The sequence below is a fragment of the Paractinoplanes globisporus DSM 43857 genome (genome assembly GCF_000379645.1).
Lineage (GTDB): Bacteria > Actinomycetota > Actinomycetes > Mycobacteriales > Micromonosporaceae > Actinoplanes > Actinoplanes globisporus.
Genome location: NZ_KB903324.1, coordinates 68,543 through 85,164 on the forward strand (window position 1 = coordinate 68,543; position 16,622 = coordinate 85,164).

General features: G+C 70.2%; 14 protein-coding genes. All 14 read left to right on the plus strand.

Annotated features, from left to right (window positions below):
- The first annotated feature begins 58 nt into the window (after window positions 1-58).
- The 14 genes from A3CQ_RS0135835 (at window position 59) to A3CQ_RS0135900 (ending at window position 16,134) form a co-directional block, all read left to right on the plus strand.
- Window positions 59-1,003 carry a zinc-dependent alcohol dehydrogenase gene (locus A3CQ_RS0135835; RefSeq protein ID WP_020515777.1) on the plus strand — a complete coding sequence of 315 codons (945 nt, stop codon included), beginning with the start codon at window positions 59-61 and terminating at the stop codon, window positions 1,001-1,003.
- A gap of 14 nt (window positions 1,004-1,017) precedes the next feature.
- Entirely contained in the window at window positions 1,018-2,061 is a 1,044-nt protein-coding gene (locus A3CQ_RS0135840; RefSeq protein ID WP_020515778.1) for a zinc-dependent alcohol dehydrogenase, read from the plus strand.
- 151 nt (window positions 2,062-2,212) lie between these two features.
- Entirely contained in the window at window positions 2,213-3,190 is a 978-nt protein-coding gene (locus A3CQ_RS55280; protein WP_020515779.1) for an ABC transporter permease, read from the plus strand.
- Between the two features lie 54 nt (window positions 3,191-3,244).
- On the plus strand, window positions 3,245-4,357 hold the full coding sequence (locus A3CQ_RS0135850; protein WP_020515780.1) for a substrate-binding domain-containing protein: 1,113 nt from the start codon (window positions 3,245-3,247) through the stop codon (window positions 4,355-4,357).
- Window positions 4,358-4,366: 9 nt separating this feature from the next.
- A complete protein-coding gene (locus tag A3CQ_RS0135855; RefSeq protein WP_020515781.1) occupies window positions 4,367-6,865 on the plus strand; it encodes an ATP-binding cassette domain-containing protein in 2,499 nt (832 codons plus the stop codon).
- 5 nt (window positions 6,866-6,870) lie between these two features.
- Window positions 6,871-7,941, plus strand: coding sequence for a 2,3-butanediol dehydrogenase (locus A3CQ_RS0135860; RefSeq protein WP_020515782.1), 1,071 nt, complete (start codon window positions 6,871-6,873; stop codon window positions 7,939-7,941).
- A 10-nt stretch (window positions 7,942-7,951) separates the two neighbouring features.
- Window positions 7,952-8,482: a VOC family protein gene (locus tag A3CQ_RS0135865; RefSeq protein ID WP_020515783.1), complete on the plus strand. Its 531-nt coding sequence runs from the start codon at window positions 7,952-7,954 to the stop codon at window positions 8,480-8,482.
- Between the two features lie 5 nt (window positions 8,483-8,487).
- Complete coding sequence (locus tag A3CQ_RS0135870; protein WP_040433672.1) at window positions 8,488-9,834, plus strand: M24 family metallopeptidase; 1,347 nt, start codon at window positions 8,488-8,490, stop codon at window positions 9,832-9,834.
- On the plus strand, window positions 9,831-10,895 hold the full coding sequence (locus tag A3CQ_RS0135875; RefSeq protein WP_020515785.1) for a thiamine pyrophosphate-dependent dehydrogenase E1 component subunit alpha: 1,065 nt from the start codon (window positions 9,831-9,833) through the stop codon (window positions 10,893-10,895). Before A3CQ_RS0135870 ends, A3CQ_RS0135875 begins: the two co-directional genes overlap by 4 nt.
- On the plus strand, window positions 10,883-11,860 hold the full coding sequence (locus A3CQ_RS0135880) for an alpha-ketoacid dehydrogenase subunit beta (protein WP_020515786.1): 978 nt from the start codon (window positions 10,883-10,885) through the stop codon (window positions 11,858-11,860). Before A3CQ_RS0135875 ends, A3CQ_RS0135880 begins: the two co-directional genes overlap by 13 nt.
- Window positions 11,857-12,438, plus strand: coding sequence for a 2-oxo acid dehydrogenase subunit E2 (locus A3CQ_RS0135885; RefSeq protein WP_157296756.1), 582 nt, complete (start codon window positions 11,857-11,859; stop codon window positions 12,436-12,438). The genes A3CQ_RS0135880 and A3CQ_RS0135885 overlap by 4 nt, the downstream gene beginning before the upstream one ends.
- Window positions 12,420-13,664: a metabolite traffic protein EboE gene (gene eboE, locus A3CQ_RS0135890; protein ID WP_020515788.1), complete on the plus strand. Its 1,245-nt coding sequence runs from the start codon at window positions 12,420-12,422 to the stop codon at window positions 13,662-13,664. The genes A3CQ_RS0135885 and eboE overlap by 19 nt, the downstream gene beginning before the upstream one ends.
- A 430-nt stretch (window positions 13,665-14,094) precedes the next feature.
- On the plus strand, window positions 14,095-14,241 hold the full coding sequence (locus tag A3CQ_RS61280) for a hypothetical protein (RefSeq protein WP_020515789.1): 147 nt from the start codon (window positions 14,095-14,097) through the stop codon (window positions 14,239-14,241).
- 372 nt (window positions 14,242-14,613) lie between these two features.
- Window positions 14,614-16,134 (plus strand): cellulase family glycosylhydrolase, encoded by a 1,521-nt coding sequence (locus A3CQ_RS0135900; RefSeq protein WP_026206580.1) that lies wholly within the window; start codon window positions 14,614-14,616, stop codon window positions 16,132-16,134.
- The last annotated feature ends 488 nt before the right edge of the window (window positions 16,135-16,622 follow it).

The following is a 16,622-nucleotide window of genomic DNA, read 5'->3' on the forward strand; positions in this document are numbered from 1 at the left end:
GGCACGGAGCGCTGGAGCAACCATGAAGGCTCTTCAGTTTGTCGGAGACAGTCGTGCGGTGATCGCCGACCTGGAAGTCCCGGACATCGCCGAGGACGAGGTGCTGCTGGCGAGCCGCCGGGTCGGCATCTGCCACAGCGACATCGAGCTCCTCGCCGGGCGCTACATCATCCCCTTCGACTTCCCGGTCATCCCCGGGCACGAGTGGTCGGCCGAGGTGGTCCGCACCGGCCGGTCGGTCAAGAGCCTCGGGGTGGGCGCCCGGGTGGTGGGCGAGTGCGTGATCGGCGCCGACCATTTCGGCTTCAGCATCAGCGGCGCCGCGGCCGAGTTCTTCGTCGCCAAACAGAACTGGCTGCACGAGCTGCCCGACAACCTCTCCTGGACCCAGGGCGCCCTGGTCGAACCGTTCAGCTGTGGCTACTACGCGACCTTGCGCGCCGACGACCTCGACGCGAGCGACACGGTCCTGGTGCTCGGCGCCGGGCCGATCGGGCTGGGCATCGTGGCCGCGGCCGTCGGCAAGGGCGCTCGCGTCCTCGTGGCCGAGCCCAGCGAGGCGCGCGCCCAGCTCGCCCGGACGCTCGGCGCCGACACGGCGCTCGATCCGACCGGGCTGGGCTTCCTTGACGAGGTGGCCGCGCTGACCGGAGGGGCCGGCGCGTCCGTGGTGTTCGAGGCCAGCGGCCGGCCCGAGGCGATGGCCGTCGCGCTCGAGGCGGCCGCGTTCCGGGCCCGCCTGGTCTACGTCGGCATTGATGTGGGCTCGTCGGCGCCGGCCAAGCTCGGGCTCTTCCAGTCCAAGGAGCTGCAGGCCCGCGGGATCATCGGCTCGCCCGGCGTGTGGCCGCGCACGCTGCGGTTCCTGGCCCGCGGCGGCATCGACCTGTCGCCGCTGGTCACCTCGGCGTACCCGCTGGCCAAGGCCGACGACGCGGTAGCGGCCGTGCTGGGCGACAGATCCCAGGTCAAGGTCCACCTGACCTCGTCCGCGACGCTGTAGGGGCGGAGGCTGCCATGCGCGCCGCCGTTCTGCACGCCCCCGGGGACATGCGGATCGAGGAGTACGCCGAGCCGGTCGCCGGACCGGGAACGGTCGTGCTCTCGGTGGCCTACAACGGGTTGTGCGGCACCGACGTCACCGAGTACACCAAGGGCCCGATGATGGTCCCACTGACCACCCGGCACCCGGGCAGCGGTCATCTCGGCCCCACGATCCTGGGCCACGAGTTCGCCGGCGAGGTCGTCCACGCTGGAGCTGGAGCCGAGCGCTGGCGCGGCCGGCGCGTGGCCAGTGGCGCCGGCGTCTCCTGTGGCGGCTGCCGCCGGTGCCGCCAAGGCCGGACCAACCTGTGCGAGCGGTACTACACGCTCGGCCTGAGCACGCACGGCGCGCTCGCCGACTTCGTCGCGGTGCCGGCGGCCACGCTGCGCGAGATTCCGGACGGGTGCGCCGACCGCGACGCCGCGCTCGCCCAGCCGCTCGCGGTCGGGCTGCACGCGGTCGACCGGTCCGGCGTCCAGCGGGGCGACACGGTGGTGCTGCTCGGCGCCGGCGCGATCGGCTCGTTCATCCTGGCCGGGCTGGCCGGGCACGACGGCCGGGTAATCGCGGTCGACGTGGACGCCGGCCGGCTGGCTGCCGCCCGGCGCCTCGGCGCGACCGAGACGTTGCTGGTCAGCCCGGACGATCCGGAAGATCCGGTACGCGACCTGGTGCCCGACGGCGCCGACGTGGTCATCGAGAGCTCCGGCGTGCCGGGCGCCGCACAGCGCGCGGCCCATCTGGTCGCCATGGGTGGCACGGTGCTGCTGGTCGGGCTGATCAAGGCGCCGCAGAGCCTGGCCCTGGCCGATCTCGTCCTGCGCGAGGTGACCGTCCGCACCACGGTCGCGCACGTCTGCGATACCGACCTGTCCCGCGCGCTCGAGCTGCTGCGCGACCGCCCGCTCGCGGACGAGCTGGTCGGCCGCGTCGTTCCGCTCGGCCGGGTGGTGGCCGATGCGTTCGAGCCGCTGGCCGCCGGCGCGGTGCCGGGCAAGGTGCTGATCTGCGTGTGAAGTAGCAGCTAACACTTGGCCGACAAGTGGCACTGTGCTGTCCAAGAGGGCCACAGTGCGGACCTCTACATTTTCGAGTGTCAACCTATTGTGAACGACGACACGTGTTTGTAAAGTCAGGCACAACGCTCGGCCGGTTCGAGGAGGTCGCATGAACACCCACCGCACCGTGTCCCGTGGCCTGATCACCGTTCTCGTCGCGCTCGTCGCCCTGGCCGTGCTGGGGTGGGCGACCGCCCGCAGCAGCATGAGCCACGGCGCGCTGCTCGGCATGCTGCCGTTCGCGGCCGTGCTGGCCATCGCCGCGCTCGGTCAGACGCTCGTCGTCATGCAGGGCGGCATCGACCTCTCGATCGCCGGCACCATCTCGCTGACGGTCGTGATCATCACGCACGAGGCGTACGGGAACGACGCCAAGGTGCTGCCCGCGGCGGCGCTGGCCCTGGCCGCCGCGATTGCGGCCGGGCTGCTCAACGGCCTACTGGTGGGACGCCTCGGGCTCAACGCGATCGTGGCCACGCTGGGTACCAACGCGTTGCTCTACGCGGCCGTCCTCGGTGTCTCCGGCGGGACGCCCCGGCAGACCACCGACCTGATGGCCAGGGTGGCCGGCGGCACCACGCTCGGCGTTCCGAACGCGGTGTACTTCGCGGTCGTGGCCACCGCGGTCACCACCGTCCTGGTCAAGAAGACCGTGACCGGGCGCCGCTTCGAGGCGGTGGGGGCCAGCGGGCTCGCCGCCTGGGCGGCGGGACTCAAGGTGGACCGTTTCCGAGGCGGCGCCTACGTCGGCGCCGGGCTGCTCTACTGGCTGGCCGGCTTCCTGCTGGCCGGGATCGTCAACAAGCCCACCGCGTACGAGGGCGACAGCTACGTCCTGGCGTCGGTGGCAGCCGTCGTGCTCGGCGGCACTTCCCTGCTCGGCGGCCGCGGCAGCCTCGTGGCGAGCGCGCTGGCCGGGCTCTTCCTCACCCAGCTCCAGCAGTACGTGCTGGCGCTCGGCGAGACCTACGCGGTGCAGACGCTCGTGCAGGCCGCTGCCCTCGCGATCGGCGTCGCCCTTTACACCATCAACTGGAGGCGCTTGCGGTCGCCGCAGCGTACGCGTGCCCTTCCTGCGTCGGCCTAGGCCGCGCTCCCCGTTCTGACATCTCCACGTCGTCTGCAAGGAGGACGCCCCACCATGTCCAGATTCCCCTCCGGCCTCCGGCTGGCCGCCGTCGCCGGCGCCCTAGTCGTGCTGGCCTCCGCGTGCAGCAACGCCAATTCCACCGACGCCTCGGCCGACGGCGGTGGCGCCCCGATTCCCGGCGCCCCGTCCTGGTGCGGGTCCAAGAAGATCAGCCTCGGGCTCACCGACGGCTTCGGCGGCAACAGCTGGCGCCTCGTGACCACCGCCTCGGCCAAGGCCGAGGTGGCCAAGTGCAAGAGCGTGACCAGCTTCAGCTACGCCGACGGGCAGGGCAACGTGCAGAAGGCCATCTCCGACATCCAGGGCATGGTCGCCAAGGGCGTCGACGCGCTGGTGGTCTTCCCCGACGCCGGCAATGCAGTGCTTCCCGCGCTGCGCAGCGCGTACAAGGCGGGCGCGATCACCGTGCCGTACCGCGTGGACCCGGGCGGCAAGGCCGGCGTCGACTACACCACGTGGATCGGCGCCGACTTCGCCAACGACGGCAAGAACTGGGCCAATTGGATCGTCAAGAACCTGCCCGGCGGCGGCAACGTGCTCTTCCTGTCCGGGCCGGCCGGCAACAGCCAGGGCCTCACCGAGCTCAAGGCCATGCACGAGGTCCTCGACCCGAGCGGTAAGTACAAGTTCATCGGGCAGGAGCCGTTCGAGGTGACGAACTGGGATCCGTCGCTCACCCAGCAGGTTCTGTCGGCCGCCATCGCCAAATACCCGAAGATCGACGTGATCGTCTCCGACTTCGGCCCGTCGCTGGTCGGCGCGCTGCCCGAGTTCGAGAAGAGCAACCGGTCGATCCCGGCGCTGGTCACCTCCGACGGCAACGTGCTCTCCTGCTTCTGGGCGGACCACAAGGCCAAGAACCCCGACTTCAAGCTGTTCACGGTGGCCACCGGCAACGACAACGCCCGGTTGGCCGTCGACTGGGCCGTGGCCAAGGCGACCGGCGGCACCCCGCCGGCGAACACGCAGTTCGAGGCGCCCGCGTTCGAGGACTCGGTCGGCGGTCAGCCCCATCAGGTCACCTGCGACCGCAGCCTCCCCGGCGACGTCTATCTCTCCGCCGAGCTGCCCGGGCCACAGCAGGCCGCCCTGTTCAACAAGTGAGGACCGACGGTGAACGAGCAGACCACGGTGGCGGTGGTGCCGGCGATGATGGCGCTCACCGGGATCAGCAAGAACTACGACGGTGTGGCGGCGCTGACGGGCGTCGACCTCACCATCCGTTCCGGTGAGGTGCACGCGTTGCTCGGCGAGAACGGCGCCGGCAAGTCCACCCTCATGGGCGTGGCGTCCGGCGCGGTCGTGCCGGACGCCGGCTCGATCACCATCGGCGACCAGACCTACGACCGCCTCACCCCGGCGCAGGCCGGCGAGCTGCGGATCGCGATCGTGCACCAGCATCCGGCGCTGATGCCGGACATGACAGTGGGGGAGAACATCCGGGTCGCGGTGCCCGCCGAGGTGTTGCGCCGCGACGGCGACACCGAGACCACGATGCGGGCGATGCTGGCCGACGTCGGGTGCGCCGCGCACCTCGACGACCGGGTGGAGTCGCTCGGCATCGCCCAGAAGCACCTGCTCGAGCTGGCCAAGGCCCTCGTGGTCGAGCCGTCCCTGCTGATCCTGGACGAGCCGACCGCGCCGCTCGGCCCCGACTCGGTCGACCTGCTGTTCGACCGGGTCCGGGCGGCGGCCGCCGCCGGGGCGGCGGTCGTCTACATCACCCATCGGCTGGCCGAGGTCCGCGCCCTGGCCGACCGGGTCACGGTGCTGCGCGACGGCACCGTCCGCGGCGGCGCCGCGACCGCGGACATCTCCGACGACGAGCTGCTCGCGCTGATCGTCGGCCGGAAACTCGAGTCCACGTTCCCGGCCAAGCTCAGCGACGCCGAGGCGGGCGAGCCGGTCCTGGCCGTCGACGGGCTGTCCGGGCGCGGCTTCCACGACGTCTCGTTCACCGCCCGGCGCGGGGAGATCATCGGGATTTCCGGCATCGTCGGCAACGGGCAGAGCGCGCTGCTGCGGGCGCTGGCCGGGCTCGAGCCGTTCACCGGCACGGTCCAGGTCGGCGGGTCGGCGTACGGCCCCAAGCGGCTGCGCCACCGATGCGGCTACCTCCCGGCCGACCGCCACCGCGAGGGCCTGATGATGTCCCTGTCGGTGCGGGAGAACGCCGCCCTGTCGGCCCTGCGGCTGTTCACCCGCGGGCCGCTGCTCGACGCGCGGGCCGAGGCCGAGGCGGTGGCCGGCCAGCTGCGTTCGCTGGCCGTCAAGACGCCGTCGCAGCAGACCATGATCTCCGCGCTGTCCGGCGGCAACCAGCAGAAGGTGGTGCTGGCCCGGGCGCTGCTGTCCGCGCCGGCGATTCTGGTCGCCGACGAGCCGACCCAGGGCGTGGACGTCGGTGCCCGCTCCGAGATCTACCGGATCCTGCGCGAGATCGCGGCCGAGGGCGTACCCGTGGTGGTGGCCTCCTCCGACGCCAAGGAGCTGGAAGGGCTCTGCGACCGGGTCGTCGTGATGTCGCGCGGCGCGGTGGTCCAGACGGTCGAGGGCGACGCGATCACCGAGCAGGCGCTGATCCACGCGGCCGTGCGGGCCACCGGGCATCGTCGCGAGGAGGTCGCGGCCCGGCCCGGCTCGACCCCGCTGCGCCGGTTCCTGCTCGGCGACTACGCGCCGGTCGTCATCCTCGCCCTGGTCATGCTCGGCCTCGGCGCGTACGTCTACAGCACCAACGACCGGTACCTGTCGGCCTTCAACATCACCTCGGTGATGACGTCGTGCGCCGCGCTCGGCTTCATCGCGCTCGGCCAGACGATCGCCTTGCTGGTCGGCGGGATCGACCTGTCGGTGGGACCGCTGGCCGGCTTCATGGTCGTGGTGGGGTCGTTCTTCCTCAACGACGGCAAGTCCGGGCCCGTGATGCTCCTCGGGCTCCTGCTGATGCTGCTGACCGGGGCCGGAACCGGGGCCGTCAACGGCACGCTGATCCGGTACGCGCGATTCACTCCCGTCGCTGCCACCCTGGCCACCTACATCGCCCTGCAAGGTCTCAGCTTCCTGCTGCGCGACTCGCCCGGCGGCAACATCGGCACGGCCGTCACCGGCGTCGTCACCGAGCAGGTCGGACCGGTCCCGCTCAGCTTCGTGCTCCTGGTGGTGGTGGCGCTCGCGCTCGAGGTGGCGCTGCGCCGCACCCGGGCCGGGATGCGGCTGCGCGCGGTCGGCTCCAACGAGGAGTCGGCGCGGCGGGTGGCGGTCAAGGTCACGGGGACCGTCATCGGGGCGTACATCTGCTGCTCGGTCTTGGTTTTTCTGGGTTCTCTGGTGCTTCTCGCGCAGCTCGGCATCGGCGATCCGGCGCAGGGCGTCGGCTACACGCTCAGCAGCATCACCGCGGTCATCCTGGGCGGCACCAGTCTGCTCGGCGGGCGGGGCACCTTCATCGGCACGCTGCTCGGCGCCGGCCTGATCGTCCAGGTGCTCAACGCCACCGTGTTCCTCGAGTTGAGCCAGACCTGGCAGTACTTCTTCCAGGGCGCGCTGGTCGTGGTGGCGGCCGTCGCCTACAGCCGCGTCCGCGGCGCCGACCCGATCGCGAAAGGCTGAGAACAGTGCTGGCAGCTCGCTTCTACGACAAGGGCGACATCCGCCTCGAAGACGTCGACGTCCCCGTGCCCAAGGCGCCCGACGAGGTGCTGGTCGAGGTGGCCTGGTGCGGCATCTGCGGCACCGACCTGCACGAGTACCTGGTCGGCCCGATCGTCACGCCGGTCACGCCGCACCCGCTCACCGGGGTCACGCTGCCGCAGACGCTCGGCCACGAGTTCTCGGCCCGGGTCGTCGAGGCCGGGCCGGAAGTCACCGGGGTCCGAGCCGGCGACCGGGTCGCGGTGATGCCGGCCATCGTCTGCGGCCGGTGCGCCTACTGCCGGCGCGGGCTCGGCCATCTCTGCGTGCGGTTCGCCTGCACCGGGCTGAGCGCCGAGACCGGCGGGCTCGCCCAGTACGCCGTGCTCAAGGACTACCAGGTCGCCAAGCTGCCCGACGGGGTCTCCGACGTCGAGGGCGCCGTGGTCGAGCCGGCCAGCGTGGCCGCCTACGGCGTCGACCGGGCCGGCGTCCACGGCGGTGACGTCGTCCTGGTCACCGGGGCCGGCCCGATCGGGGTCCTGTCCGCCCTGTACGCCAACGCCATCGGCGCGGCCACCGTGGTCATCGCCGAGCCCAACCCCAACCGGGCCGCCCTGGCCCGCGGCCTCGACGTCGGTCCCGTGCTCGACCCGGCCGCCGAGGGCTTCGCCGACGCCATCGCCGAGCTGACCGACGGCATCGGCGTCGACATCGTGGCCGAATGCTCCGGCTCGACCCCGGGCCTGGCGACCGCGCTGACCAGCGTCCGCCGGCGCGGCTCGATCGTGCAGACCGGGTTGCACACCCGGCCGGCCACGCTCGACGCGATGGCGCTGTCGGAGAAGGACGTCACGCTGGTCGGCAGCTGGTGCTACCTGATCACCGATTGGCCGCGCATCATCCGCCTGATCGCGTCGGGCAAGTACCCGGTCGCCCGGGCGGTCACCGCCCGCATCCCGCTGCCGGACGTGGTCACCAAGGGCTTCGACGTGCTAGTCGACCCGCGCGGCGACCAGCTCAAGGTCCTGGCTTCACCGGCTTCCGTCGCCTGAGGAGGCGCGAATGGAACTCACCGCTGTCCACCACGCCGGCCTGGTCGTCCGCGACCTGGATCGATCCGTCTACTTCTATCACGACCTCCTCGGCCTGCCGTTCGCCAACGAACCGACGCCGTGGTTCGAGGGGCCCGACCTGGCCCGCGGCGTCGGCGTTCCCGACGCGAAGCTGCGCCAGGTCAGCCTCTGGGTGGGCGCGCAATCCACGATGGAGCTCATCGAGTACGCCAACCGCCCGGCCACCAGCACCGCGCCGGTGCCCAACAACCACCTCGGCGCCGCGCACATCTGTTTCAAGGTCGACGACATCCGCACGGCGAAGGCCGAGCTGGAGAACAAGGGCGTGGCCTTCTACTCGGACGTCAACGTGGTCGACGAGGGACCCCTCGCCGGGTGGCGGTGGTGCTACTTCAGCGATCCGGACGGCCTCGCCCTCGAGCTCGTCGAGGTCGCCTACTACCGCAAGCAGGAACGCGACGCCAACGCGGCCGAATACCTGCGCACCCGCCCGGCCCTGAGCCTGCTGATCGAGGAGTGACGACGATGGTTTCCGCGACGTACGGGACGACCGGAGTGGACTGGGAGAACCGGCTCGACATCGGGCGGCTGCGCCGGGAGCGCCTCCAGAAGCTGAAGGCCGAGCTCGACCGGTCCGAGTTGGGCGCGCTGCTCAGCTTCGATTTCCACAACATCAGGTACATGACGTCGACGCACATCGGCACCTGGGCGATGGACAAGCTGATCCGCTTCGCGATCCTGCCGCGTGGCGGCGACCCAGTGCTGTGGGACTTCGGCTCGGCCGCCCGGCACCACCAGCTGTACAGCCCGTGGCTGGACGAGCCGCACGCCGCGGCCGGGCGCGGCGAGCACTACGGCGCCCGCGCCGGCATCTCCACCCTGCGCGGCGCGATCTCCCCCGGCGCCGGCCGGGCCGAGGACGTGGCGGCGAAGATCGCCCAGGTGATGGCCGACTTCGGCCTGGCCGGGCAGCCGATCGGCGTCGACATCATCGAGCCGCCGGTGCTGGAGGCGTTGCAGCGCCTCGGGTTCCCGGTCGTCGATGGTCAGCAGCAGTTCCTGGAGGCGCGGCGGGTCAAGACCCGCGACGAGGTCGGCCTGCTCACCCAGGCAGTGTCCATGGTGGACGCGGCGTACGAGGACCTGTACGCGTTCCTGCGCCCGGGCGTGCGCGAGAACGAGTGCGTCGGGCTGGTCAGCAAGAAGCTCTTCGACCTCGGCTCGGAACACGTCGAGGGAGTCAACGCGATCTCCGGCGAACGCTGCTCGCCGCACCCGCATATGTTCTCCGACCGCCTGATCCGCCCGGGTGACCCCGCGTTCTTCGACATCCTGCACAGCTATCAGGGCTACCGGACCTGCTACTACCGCACGTTCGCGGTCGGCAGCGCCTCGCCCGGCATGCGCGGCGCCTACAAGGTCTGCCGCGAGCTCATCGACAACGCGATCAGCCTGGTCAAGCCGGGCGCGACCACCGCCGACATCGTGCAGGTGTGGCCGGACGCGACCGACTTCGGGTTCGCCGACGAGGAGGCGGCCTTCGGCCTGCAGTACGGCCACGGCGTCGGCCTCAGCATCTGGGAACGCCCGATCTTCAGCCGGCTCACCTCGATCGAGAACCCGGAGACCCTCGAGCCCGGGCAGGTGTTCGCCCTGGAGACGTACTGGCCGGCTGCCGACGGCTGGGGGGCGGCCCGGATCGAGGAGGAGATCCTCGTGACGGAGTCCGGTTGTGAGGTGATCACCAAGTTCCCGGCCGAACAGCTGCTGATCGCCGGGCAGCGGTACTACTCGACCGGCGGCGAGCTGCCCGCCGTACGGGAAAGTCAGTCGCATTTGAACTCCCGCCCGGCCGCCGGGGGCGCGTCGTGAGGTATCCACTGTCCGAGCACGACTACGGCGCTCACCCGGCCGTGCTGCCGCCGGACGATCCGACGCGCCACGACGGCGACGCTGTGCCGCTGCCGGTCCGGCTCGACCTCTACCGCAAGATGCAGGAGATGCGGCTGTTCGAGAAGCGGGCGTACGACCTGTTCATGCGCCAGTTGGTCAAGGGAACGAGCCACCTCTCGCTCGGCATGGAGGCGATCGCGGCCGGTTTCGGCGCGGCGCTGCGGGCAGACGACCTCACCTTCGCGACCTACCGCGGACACGCGCACACGCTGGCCCGGGGCGTGCCGATGACGCCGGTGCTGGCCGAACTGCTGGGCCGCTCCAACGGCCTGATGGGCGGCAAGGGCGGCTCGATGCACCTGACCAGCGTCGAGCACGGCGTGCTCGGCTCATACGCGATCATCGGCGCTCATCTGACCATCGCGAACGGCGCCGCCTGGTCGGCCCAGTACCGCGGGTCGGGGCAGGTCACGGTCTGCTTCTTCGGCGACGGCACGACCAACATCGGCGCGTTCCACGAGGCGCTTAACTACGCCGCGGTGTTCCAGCTGCCGGTCGTCTTCGTGTGCGAGAACAACTTGTACATGGAGTACACCCCGATCGCCGACATCACGGCCGTGCCCCGCCCGGCCGCCGATCGCTCTTCCGCGTACGGTCTGGACCCGGTCGCGATCGACGGCAACGACGCCGACGAGGTCTACCTGACGGCCACCACGGCGGTCCAGCGGGCCCGCGCCGGCGGCGGGCCATCCCTGATCGAGGCGGTGACCTACCGCCATGGCGGCCACTCGCGAGCCGATCCCGGCAAGTACCGGCCGGCCGACGAGGTCGAGGCGTGGAAGCGGTACGACCCGATCACCGTTTATCGCGGCCGGCTGCAACGGCTCGGCATCGACCAAGCCTCGATGGACCGTATCGACAAGGAGGTCGCAGCCGAGGTCGATAGGGCTACCGAGGAGGCCATCGCCGGTGACCTGCCCTCGCCGGCAACGGCACTGACCGAGCTGTGGGCGGACGGAGGATCCTCATGGCACAACTGACCTACCGGAACGCGGTCGCCCGCGGCATCGCCCAGGAGATGCGCCGCGACGAGCGCGTCGTGCTGATCGGCGAGGACGTCGCCGGCGCGGGCGGCGTCTTCAAGACCACCGAGGGGCTGCTCGACGAGTTCGGTCCGCGTCGGGTGGTCGACACGCCGATCTCCGAGCAGGCGATTCTCGGCGCGGCCATGGGCGCCGCGATGACCGGCCTACGCCCGGTGGCGGAGATCATGTTCGCCGACTTCTTCGCGGTCTGCTGGGACATCGTGGCCAACCAGATCGCCAAGACCCGGTACATGACCAACGGGCAGGTCACCGTTCCGCTCGTCATCAAGAGCGGCAACGGCGGCAGCCTGCGTTTCGGGGCCCAGCATTCGCAGTCGGTCGAGAACTGGGCGATGGCGGTGCCGGGGCTCAAGGTGGTCACGCCGGCCACGCCGCGCGACGTCGTCGGGCTGATGGCGGCCGCGGTGCGCAGCGACGACCCGGTGCTGTTCTTCGAGCACAAGGGCCTCTACGCAATGAAGAGCGAGGTGCCCGACGGCGAGATCGTCGACGAGTTGGGCAAGGCCGTCATCCGCCGGGCGGGCACGGACGCCACCATCTTGTCCCTCGGCCTGACCGTCGGCCGGGCGCTCGACGCCGCCGCACAGCTGGCGTCGAGCGGGATCGAGGCCGAGGTGATCGACGTACGGTCGCTGGTTCCCCTGGACATCCGGACCATCCTCGCATCGCTCAACAAGACTGGACGGCTGTTCACCGTCGAGGAGAACCCGCGGCTGCTCGGCTGGGGCGCGGAGATCGCCTCGATCGTGGCCGACGAAGGCTTCTGGGATCTCGATGGCCCGGTCCAGCGGATCACCACCCCGTACATCCCGCTACCGGCCGCCGACTCGCTCGAGGACCTCGTCATCCCGTCCGCCGACCTGGTGGCCGCCACCGTCACCAAGGCGCTGCGATCATGAGCGGCACCGATACCAGGCCGTTGCGGCCGCGGCACACGCTGTCGCCGCGCGCCCGGCGGAGCGCAGCCACGGCGGGCCCGCCGCCGCCGATGACGGCGTCGTTCGCTATCGCGGAGGCCGAGGTAGATCTCACCGCGCTGAGCGGCGACATCGTCGCGTACGTGGCCAAGGCCGCGGTGGAGGCGATTCCGGCCGGACCCGTGCATCTCGCGGCCGGCCCGAACGCCACGGTGATCCGCGACGCGGACCAGCTCAGCCTGGCCGGCCTGCGGCGGCGGCTCAACCAGCCCGGCACCGAGCCGGCGGAGGCGGGCGCCACCATCACGCTGGCCGAGTCCAGCCTGCTGTCCGAGATCGTCCCGCCCGAGCCGGGACAGCTCGGCACGCTCGTGCTCGGCGCGGCCCGGGAACGCCCGGCGGTCATGCGGACCAGCGGCGGCGACCCGGCCATCGCGATCCGCTCGTTCGCGCGACTCACCTTCAGCTACGACCAGCGGTCGCTCCCCCGCTCCGACATCATCCGGTTCCTGACCGCCGTGCAGCACCGCCTGGAGACGCCATGGACCTCGGCCGGCTAGGTCACCTCGCCTACTCCACGCTCGTGCACCCCGGCGACACCTGGGACGAGATGCGCGCGAGCCTCGAGACGTACGCCCCGGCGGTGAAGCAGCGCGTGTCGCCCGCCGAGCCCTACGGCGTCTCGTTGCGGTTGTCCGGCGCGTCGGCCCGTACGCTCGCCGGCGATCCGGGCGAACGCACCCGGCTGCGGAACTGGCTCGCCCAGCACGACATGTACGTGTTCACCGTCAACGCCTTCCCCTACGGGCCGTTCAAAGGCCGCGCCGTGATGGCGGACGTGTACGAGCCCGATTGGGCATCCGAGGAACGCGTCGCGTACACGAACCAGGTGGCCGACATCCTGGCCGACATCACGCCGGCTTCGGTGTCGCCGTCGATCCAGACCGCGCCGCTGGCGTTCGGCGCCAACGTGCGCGCCGAAGAAGACGTCACCCGGATCACCGGCAACCTGCTGCGGGCCGTGGCCCACCTCATCGACCTGGAACAACGCACGCACCGGCGGGTCAAGCTGGCGCTCGAGCCGGAACCGTTCTGCCTGCTGGAGACGACCGCGGAGACACTCGACTACTTCCGCAGGCACGTCTGGTCGCCCGAGGGCATCCGCACTCTCTGCGGGCTGACCGGCCTGCCCGCGAGCGAGGCAGCGGGGCTCGTCCGGCGGCACCTCGGCGTGGTGTTCGACATCGGTCACCAGTCGGTGGAGTTCGAGGACATCGCGGCGGCGCTGCGATCGTTGCGCGATGCCGGCCTACCCGTCTTCAAGCTCCAAGCAGCCGCGGCGCTGCGCGTGCCGGAGGTGACCGAGGACGCCGTCGCGGCGCTGGGCGCCTTCACCGACACGATCTACCTGAGCCAGACCACCGAGGCACGCGACGGCCGGCTGACCAAGATGCTGAACCTCGCCGACGCGATCGACGCCTGGCGCAAGGACCCGACCGGCACGCGCGAATGGCGCACCCATTTCCACGTACCGATCTTCCTGGACGACCTCGGCGGATTCCGCACGACCCGCTCCGGCATCGAGGACGCGCTGGCTCTGCACGCCGACGTGCCGCTCTCCGACCACCTCGAGATCGAGACGTACACCTGGGACGTCCTGCCGGCCCACCTCAAGACCGGAGACATCACCGACTACATCGTCCGCGAGTGGACCTGGCTGCGGGATTGCCTGGATCGTTCAGCAGCCGCTCATGATCATGCCACGGGTCAAGGCGAGGTCCGTTGAACCTTCACGACCGCCGAAGAAGCGATCGGCGCTGAACCAGCGGCGCCCGGTGACGCGGTTTCCCGTCGATCGCGGTGGGCAGTATCGCAGGCACGGGCGTTCAGCACGCGTTCGCAAAGGAAGACCCAGAGGCCCGTCGGCGACCTGCCAGTGGGCTTGCCCGTTCAGATTTCTCGCACGCGGGCATGAGTGATCATTGGCCACCCCAGCAGGGCCCCGGCAAAGTCGTCAGGTGATCCCGAGCAGCCTTCCACGGCAGGCCGGCGAGCTGTTTGTGCAGGTAGCAGATCATCGAAGTGCACGCGGCGTCAAAGGGCACTATGGTGCGCCGCGGATCCACGCCGAGCTCGCCGGACTGCTCAGTCGGCCCGGCCGCGGTCGACACCCTTGTTGTCCTTGGTGTGCCGCGACCACCGCTGACCGTGGATCGGTGCCGAAGGGTCCCGAGCTGAACGCCTGGGACGAATTCGTAGTGCAGCAGCGTGCCGGTTTGATCGAACTCCAGCCATCACGCGACGACATGGTGGCCGGCGACCAGTTCACCCAGATCGACTCGAGCACGACCGCGGACGGCTGACGGCCGATCGGTTCCGGATCCTTGCCGACTTGATCTTCAGGTACAAGGTGGGCCTCGCGGCCGCGCACAGCAGCGCCGTGGTCGCGCATACTCATGCCGGTGAGCGGATGCCCCGGCCAACGGCGCCCGGCGGTTGCGGGCTTCGCGTGGCGTTCGTCGGGTCCCGTATCAGCAGGAAGCCGGCGCGGCCGAACGTCGTGACCATCACGGCGCAGGTCACCGTCGTGTCCGTCGCCGAGCCGGTGGGACATGTCTGGGACCAGCACGCACGTTTGCAACAAGTTGGAATACATCATCTTGACTTAACTAGGTAAGGCCCCCACCCTGACTGGGAGCGCTCCCATCGACGCTCTTCCATGAAGGGATGCCCCGATGAAGCATCGCGTTGGCCTAGTGGCAGCGGCAGCAGCGGGCCTGCTCATCGCAGGTGCGACGGCGGTGGTGTCCACCGCATCGGCCGCCACGTCCGGCTGTTCGGCAACGTATTCCATAGCCAGCCAGTGGCAGGGCGGGTTCCAGGGCGGTGTCTCATTCGCCAACCTGGGTGACCCGCTCACCAGTTGGAAGCTCGAGTTCAACTTCCCCAACTCAAGTCAGACGGTCACCCAAGGCTGGAGCGCCACCTGGACGCAGTCCGCCGCGCATGTCACCGCCACGAACATGAGCTGGAACGGGGCCGTTTCCACCGGCGGCGCCGTATCCGTCGGCTTCATCGGCGCGTGGAGCGGCAGCAATCCGGCGCCCACCTCGGTCAGCGTCAACGGCGTGACCTGCACCGGCAGTACGACATCTCCCCCCACGACGACACCGACCACCCCGCCCACGACCACACCGACCACGCCCCCCACCACCACGCCGCCAGCCGGCGGAGTGGCCCCCGCGCTGAAGGTTTCCGGCAAGAACCTCGTGACGTCCGCCGGGAAGACCTACCGCCTGCTCGGTGTCAACAGGTCCAGCGCCGAGTTCGCGTGTGTACAGGGCAAGACGGGTGTTTTCGACGGCGCGGACCCCGACCAGGCCACCGTGGATGCCATGAAGGCATGGAACATCCACGCCGTCCGGATCCCGATCAACGAGCAGTGCTGGCTGGGCACCTACGGCACGCCCAGCGGTGCCACGTACCAGACGGCTGTCAAAAACTACGCCAACCTGCTCGTCGCCAACGGAATCAATCCGATCATCGACCTGCATTGGACCTACGGCAGCTACAGCGGAGGCGGCAACGGCAACTGCACTGACGTCAACGCGACGTGCCAGAAGCCAATGCCGGACGCGCAGTACGCGCCGCAGCTGTGGACCAGCGTGGCCAACGCGTTCAAGGGCAACAACGCGGTCCTGTTCGACCTGTTCAACGAGCCCTGGCCGGACAACGCGGACGGGTACGCCAGCGCGGCGAACGAGTGGAAGTGCTGGCGTGACGGCGGCACGTGCGGGGGCATCACCTACCAGGTGGCCGGCATGCAGAGCCTGGTCGACGCGGTCCGCGGCACCGGCGCCACCAACGTCATCATGTTGGGCGGCCTCGCCTGGTCCAACGACCTGACGCAGTGGCTGACCTACAAGCCGGCCGACTCCGCCGGCAACCTGATGGCGGCATTCCACGTCTACAACTTCAACTCCTGCTCCAACACCTCCTGCTGGGACAGCCAGATCGCCCCGGTGGCCGCGCAAGTGCCGGTCGTGGCCGGCGAGATCGGCCAGAACTCCTGCGCACACGACTTCATCGACCAGGTGATGGCGTGGGCCGACGCGCACGGCGTGGGATACCTGGCCTGGACCTGGAACCCGTGGGGCTGCAGCGGCGGCAACGTGCTGATCCAGGACTACAACGGCACCCCGACCGACAGCTACGGCTCCGGGTTCAAGGCACACCTACTGACCGTCAATCCGTAACGCCACACGGGGAGCCGCAGCCGGCCGGTGTTGCCCGGCCGGCTGCGGTCCGCGCTCACATCCAACTCACTGCCGCCACGCGCGGTCGTGCGGTACCGGTTGGCCCCGGGAGACGGTCTGTCACACCTGCCACGAAGACATCCACGCGGGCCGGACACACGCATCCACCTGGAACGACCACTGGAGAGCTTCGTGTCCCGAAAGTGGTGTGCACGTTGCGGGCGAAGTAGCCGACGTCCTGGTAGGCACGGGTCAGCGTGGTTGGAGTGATCTTCGCGTAGTACTGGGTCGATTGCGGAGACCGGTGGCCGAGCCAGGCTTGCAACTCGAACAGGGTCATCGGTCGCGTGCGTGGTTGATGGCCGCTGGGTGTCGGCGAAGACGAGATGGTCCCCGCGAAGGGTTGCGGTAGCGAGGGCGGAGAGCACCTGCTGACGACCCGGATCGACGCCGGGCAGCAGGACCGCGATGCCGCGGCCGGTTGATGG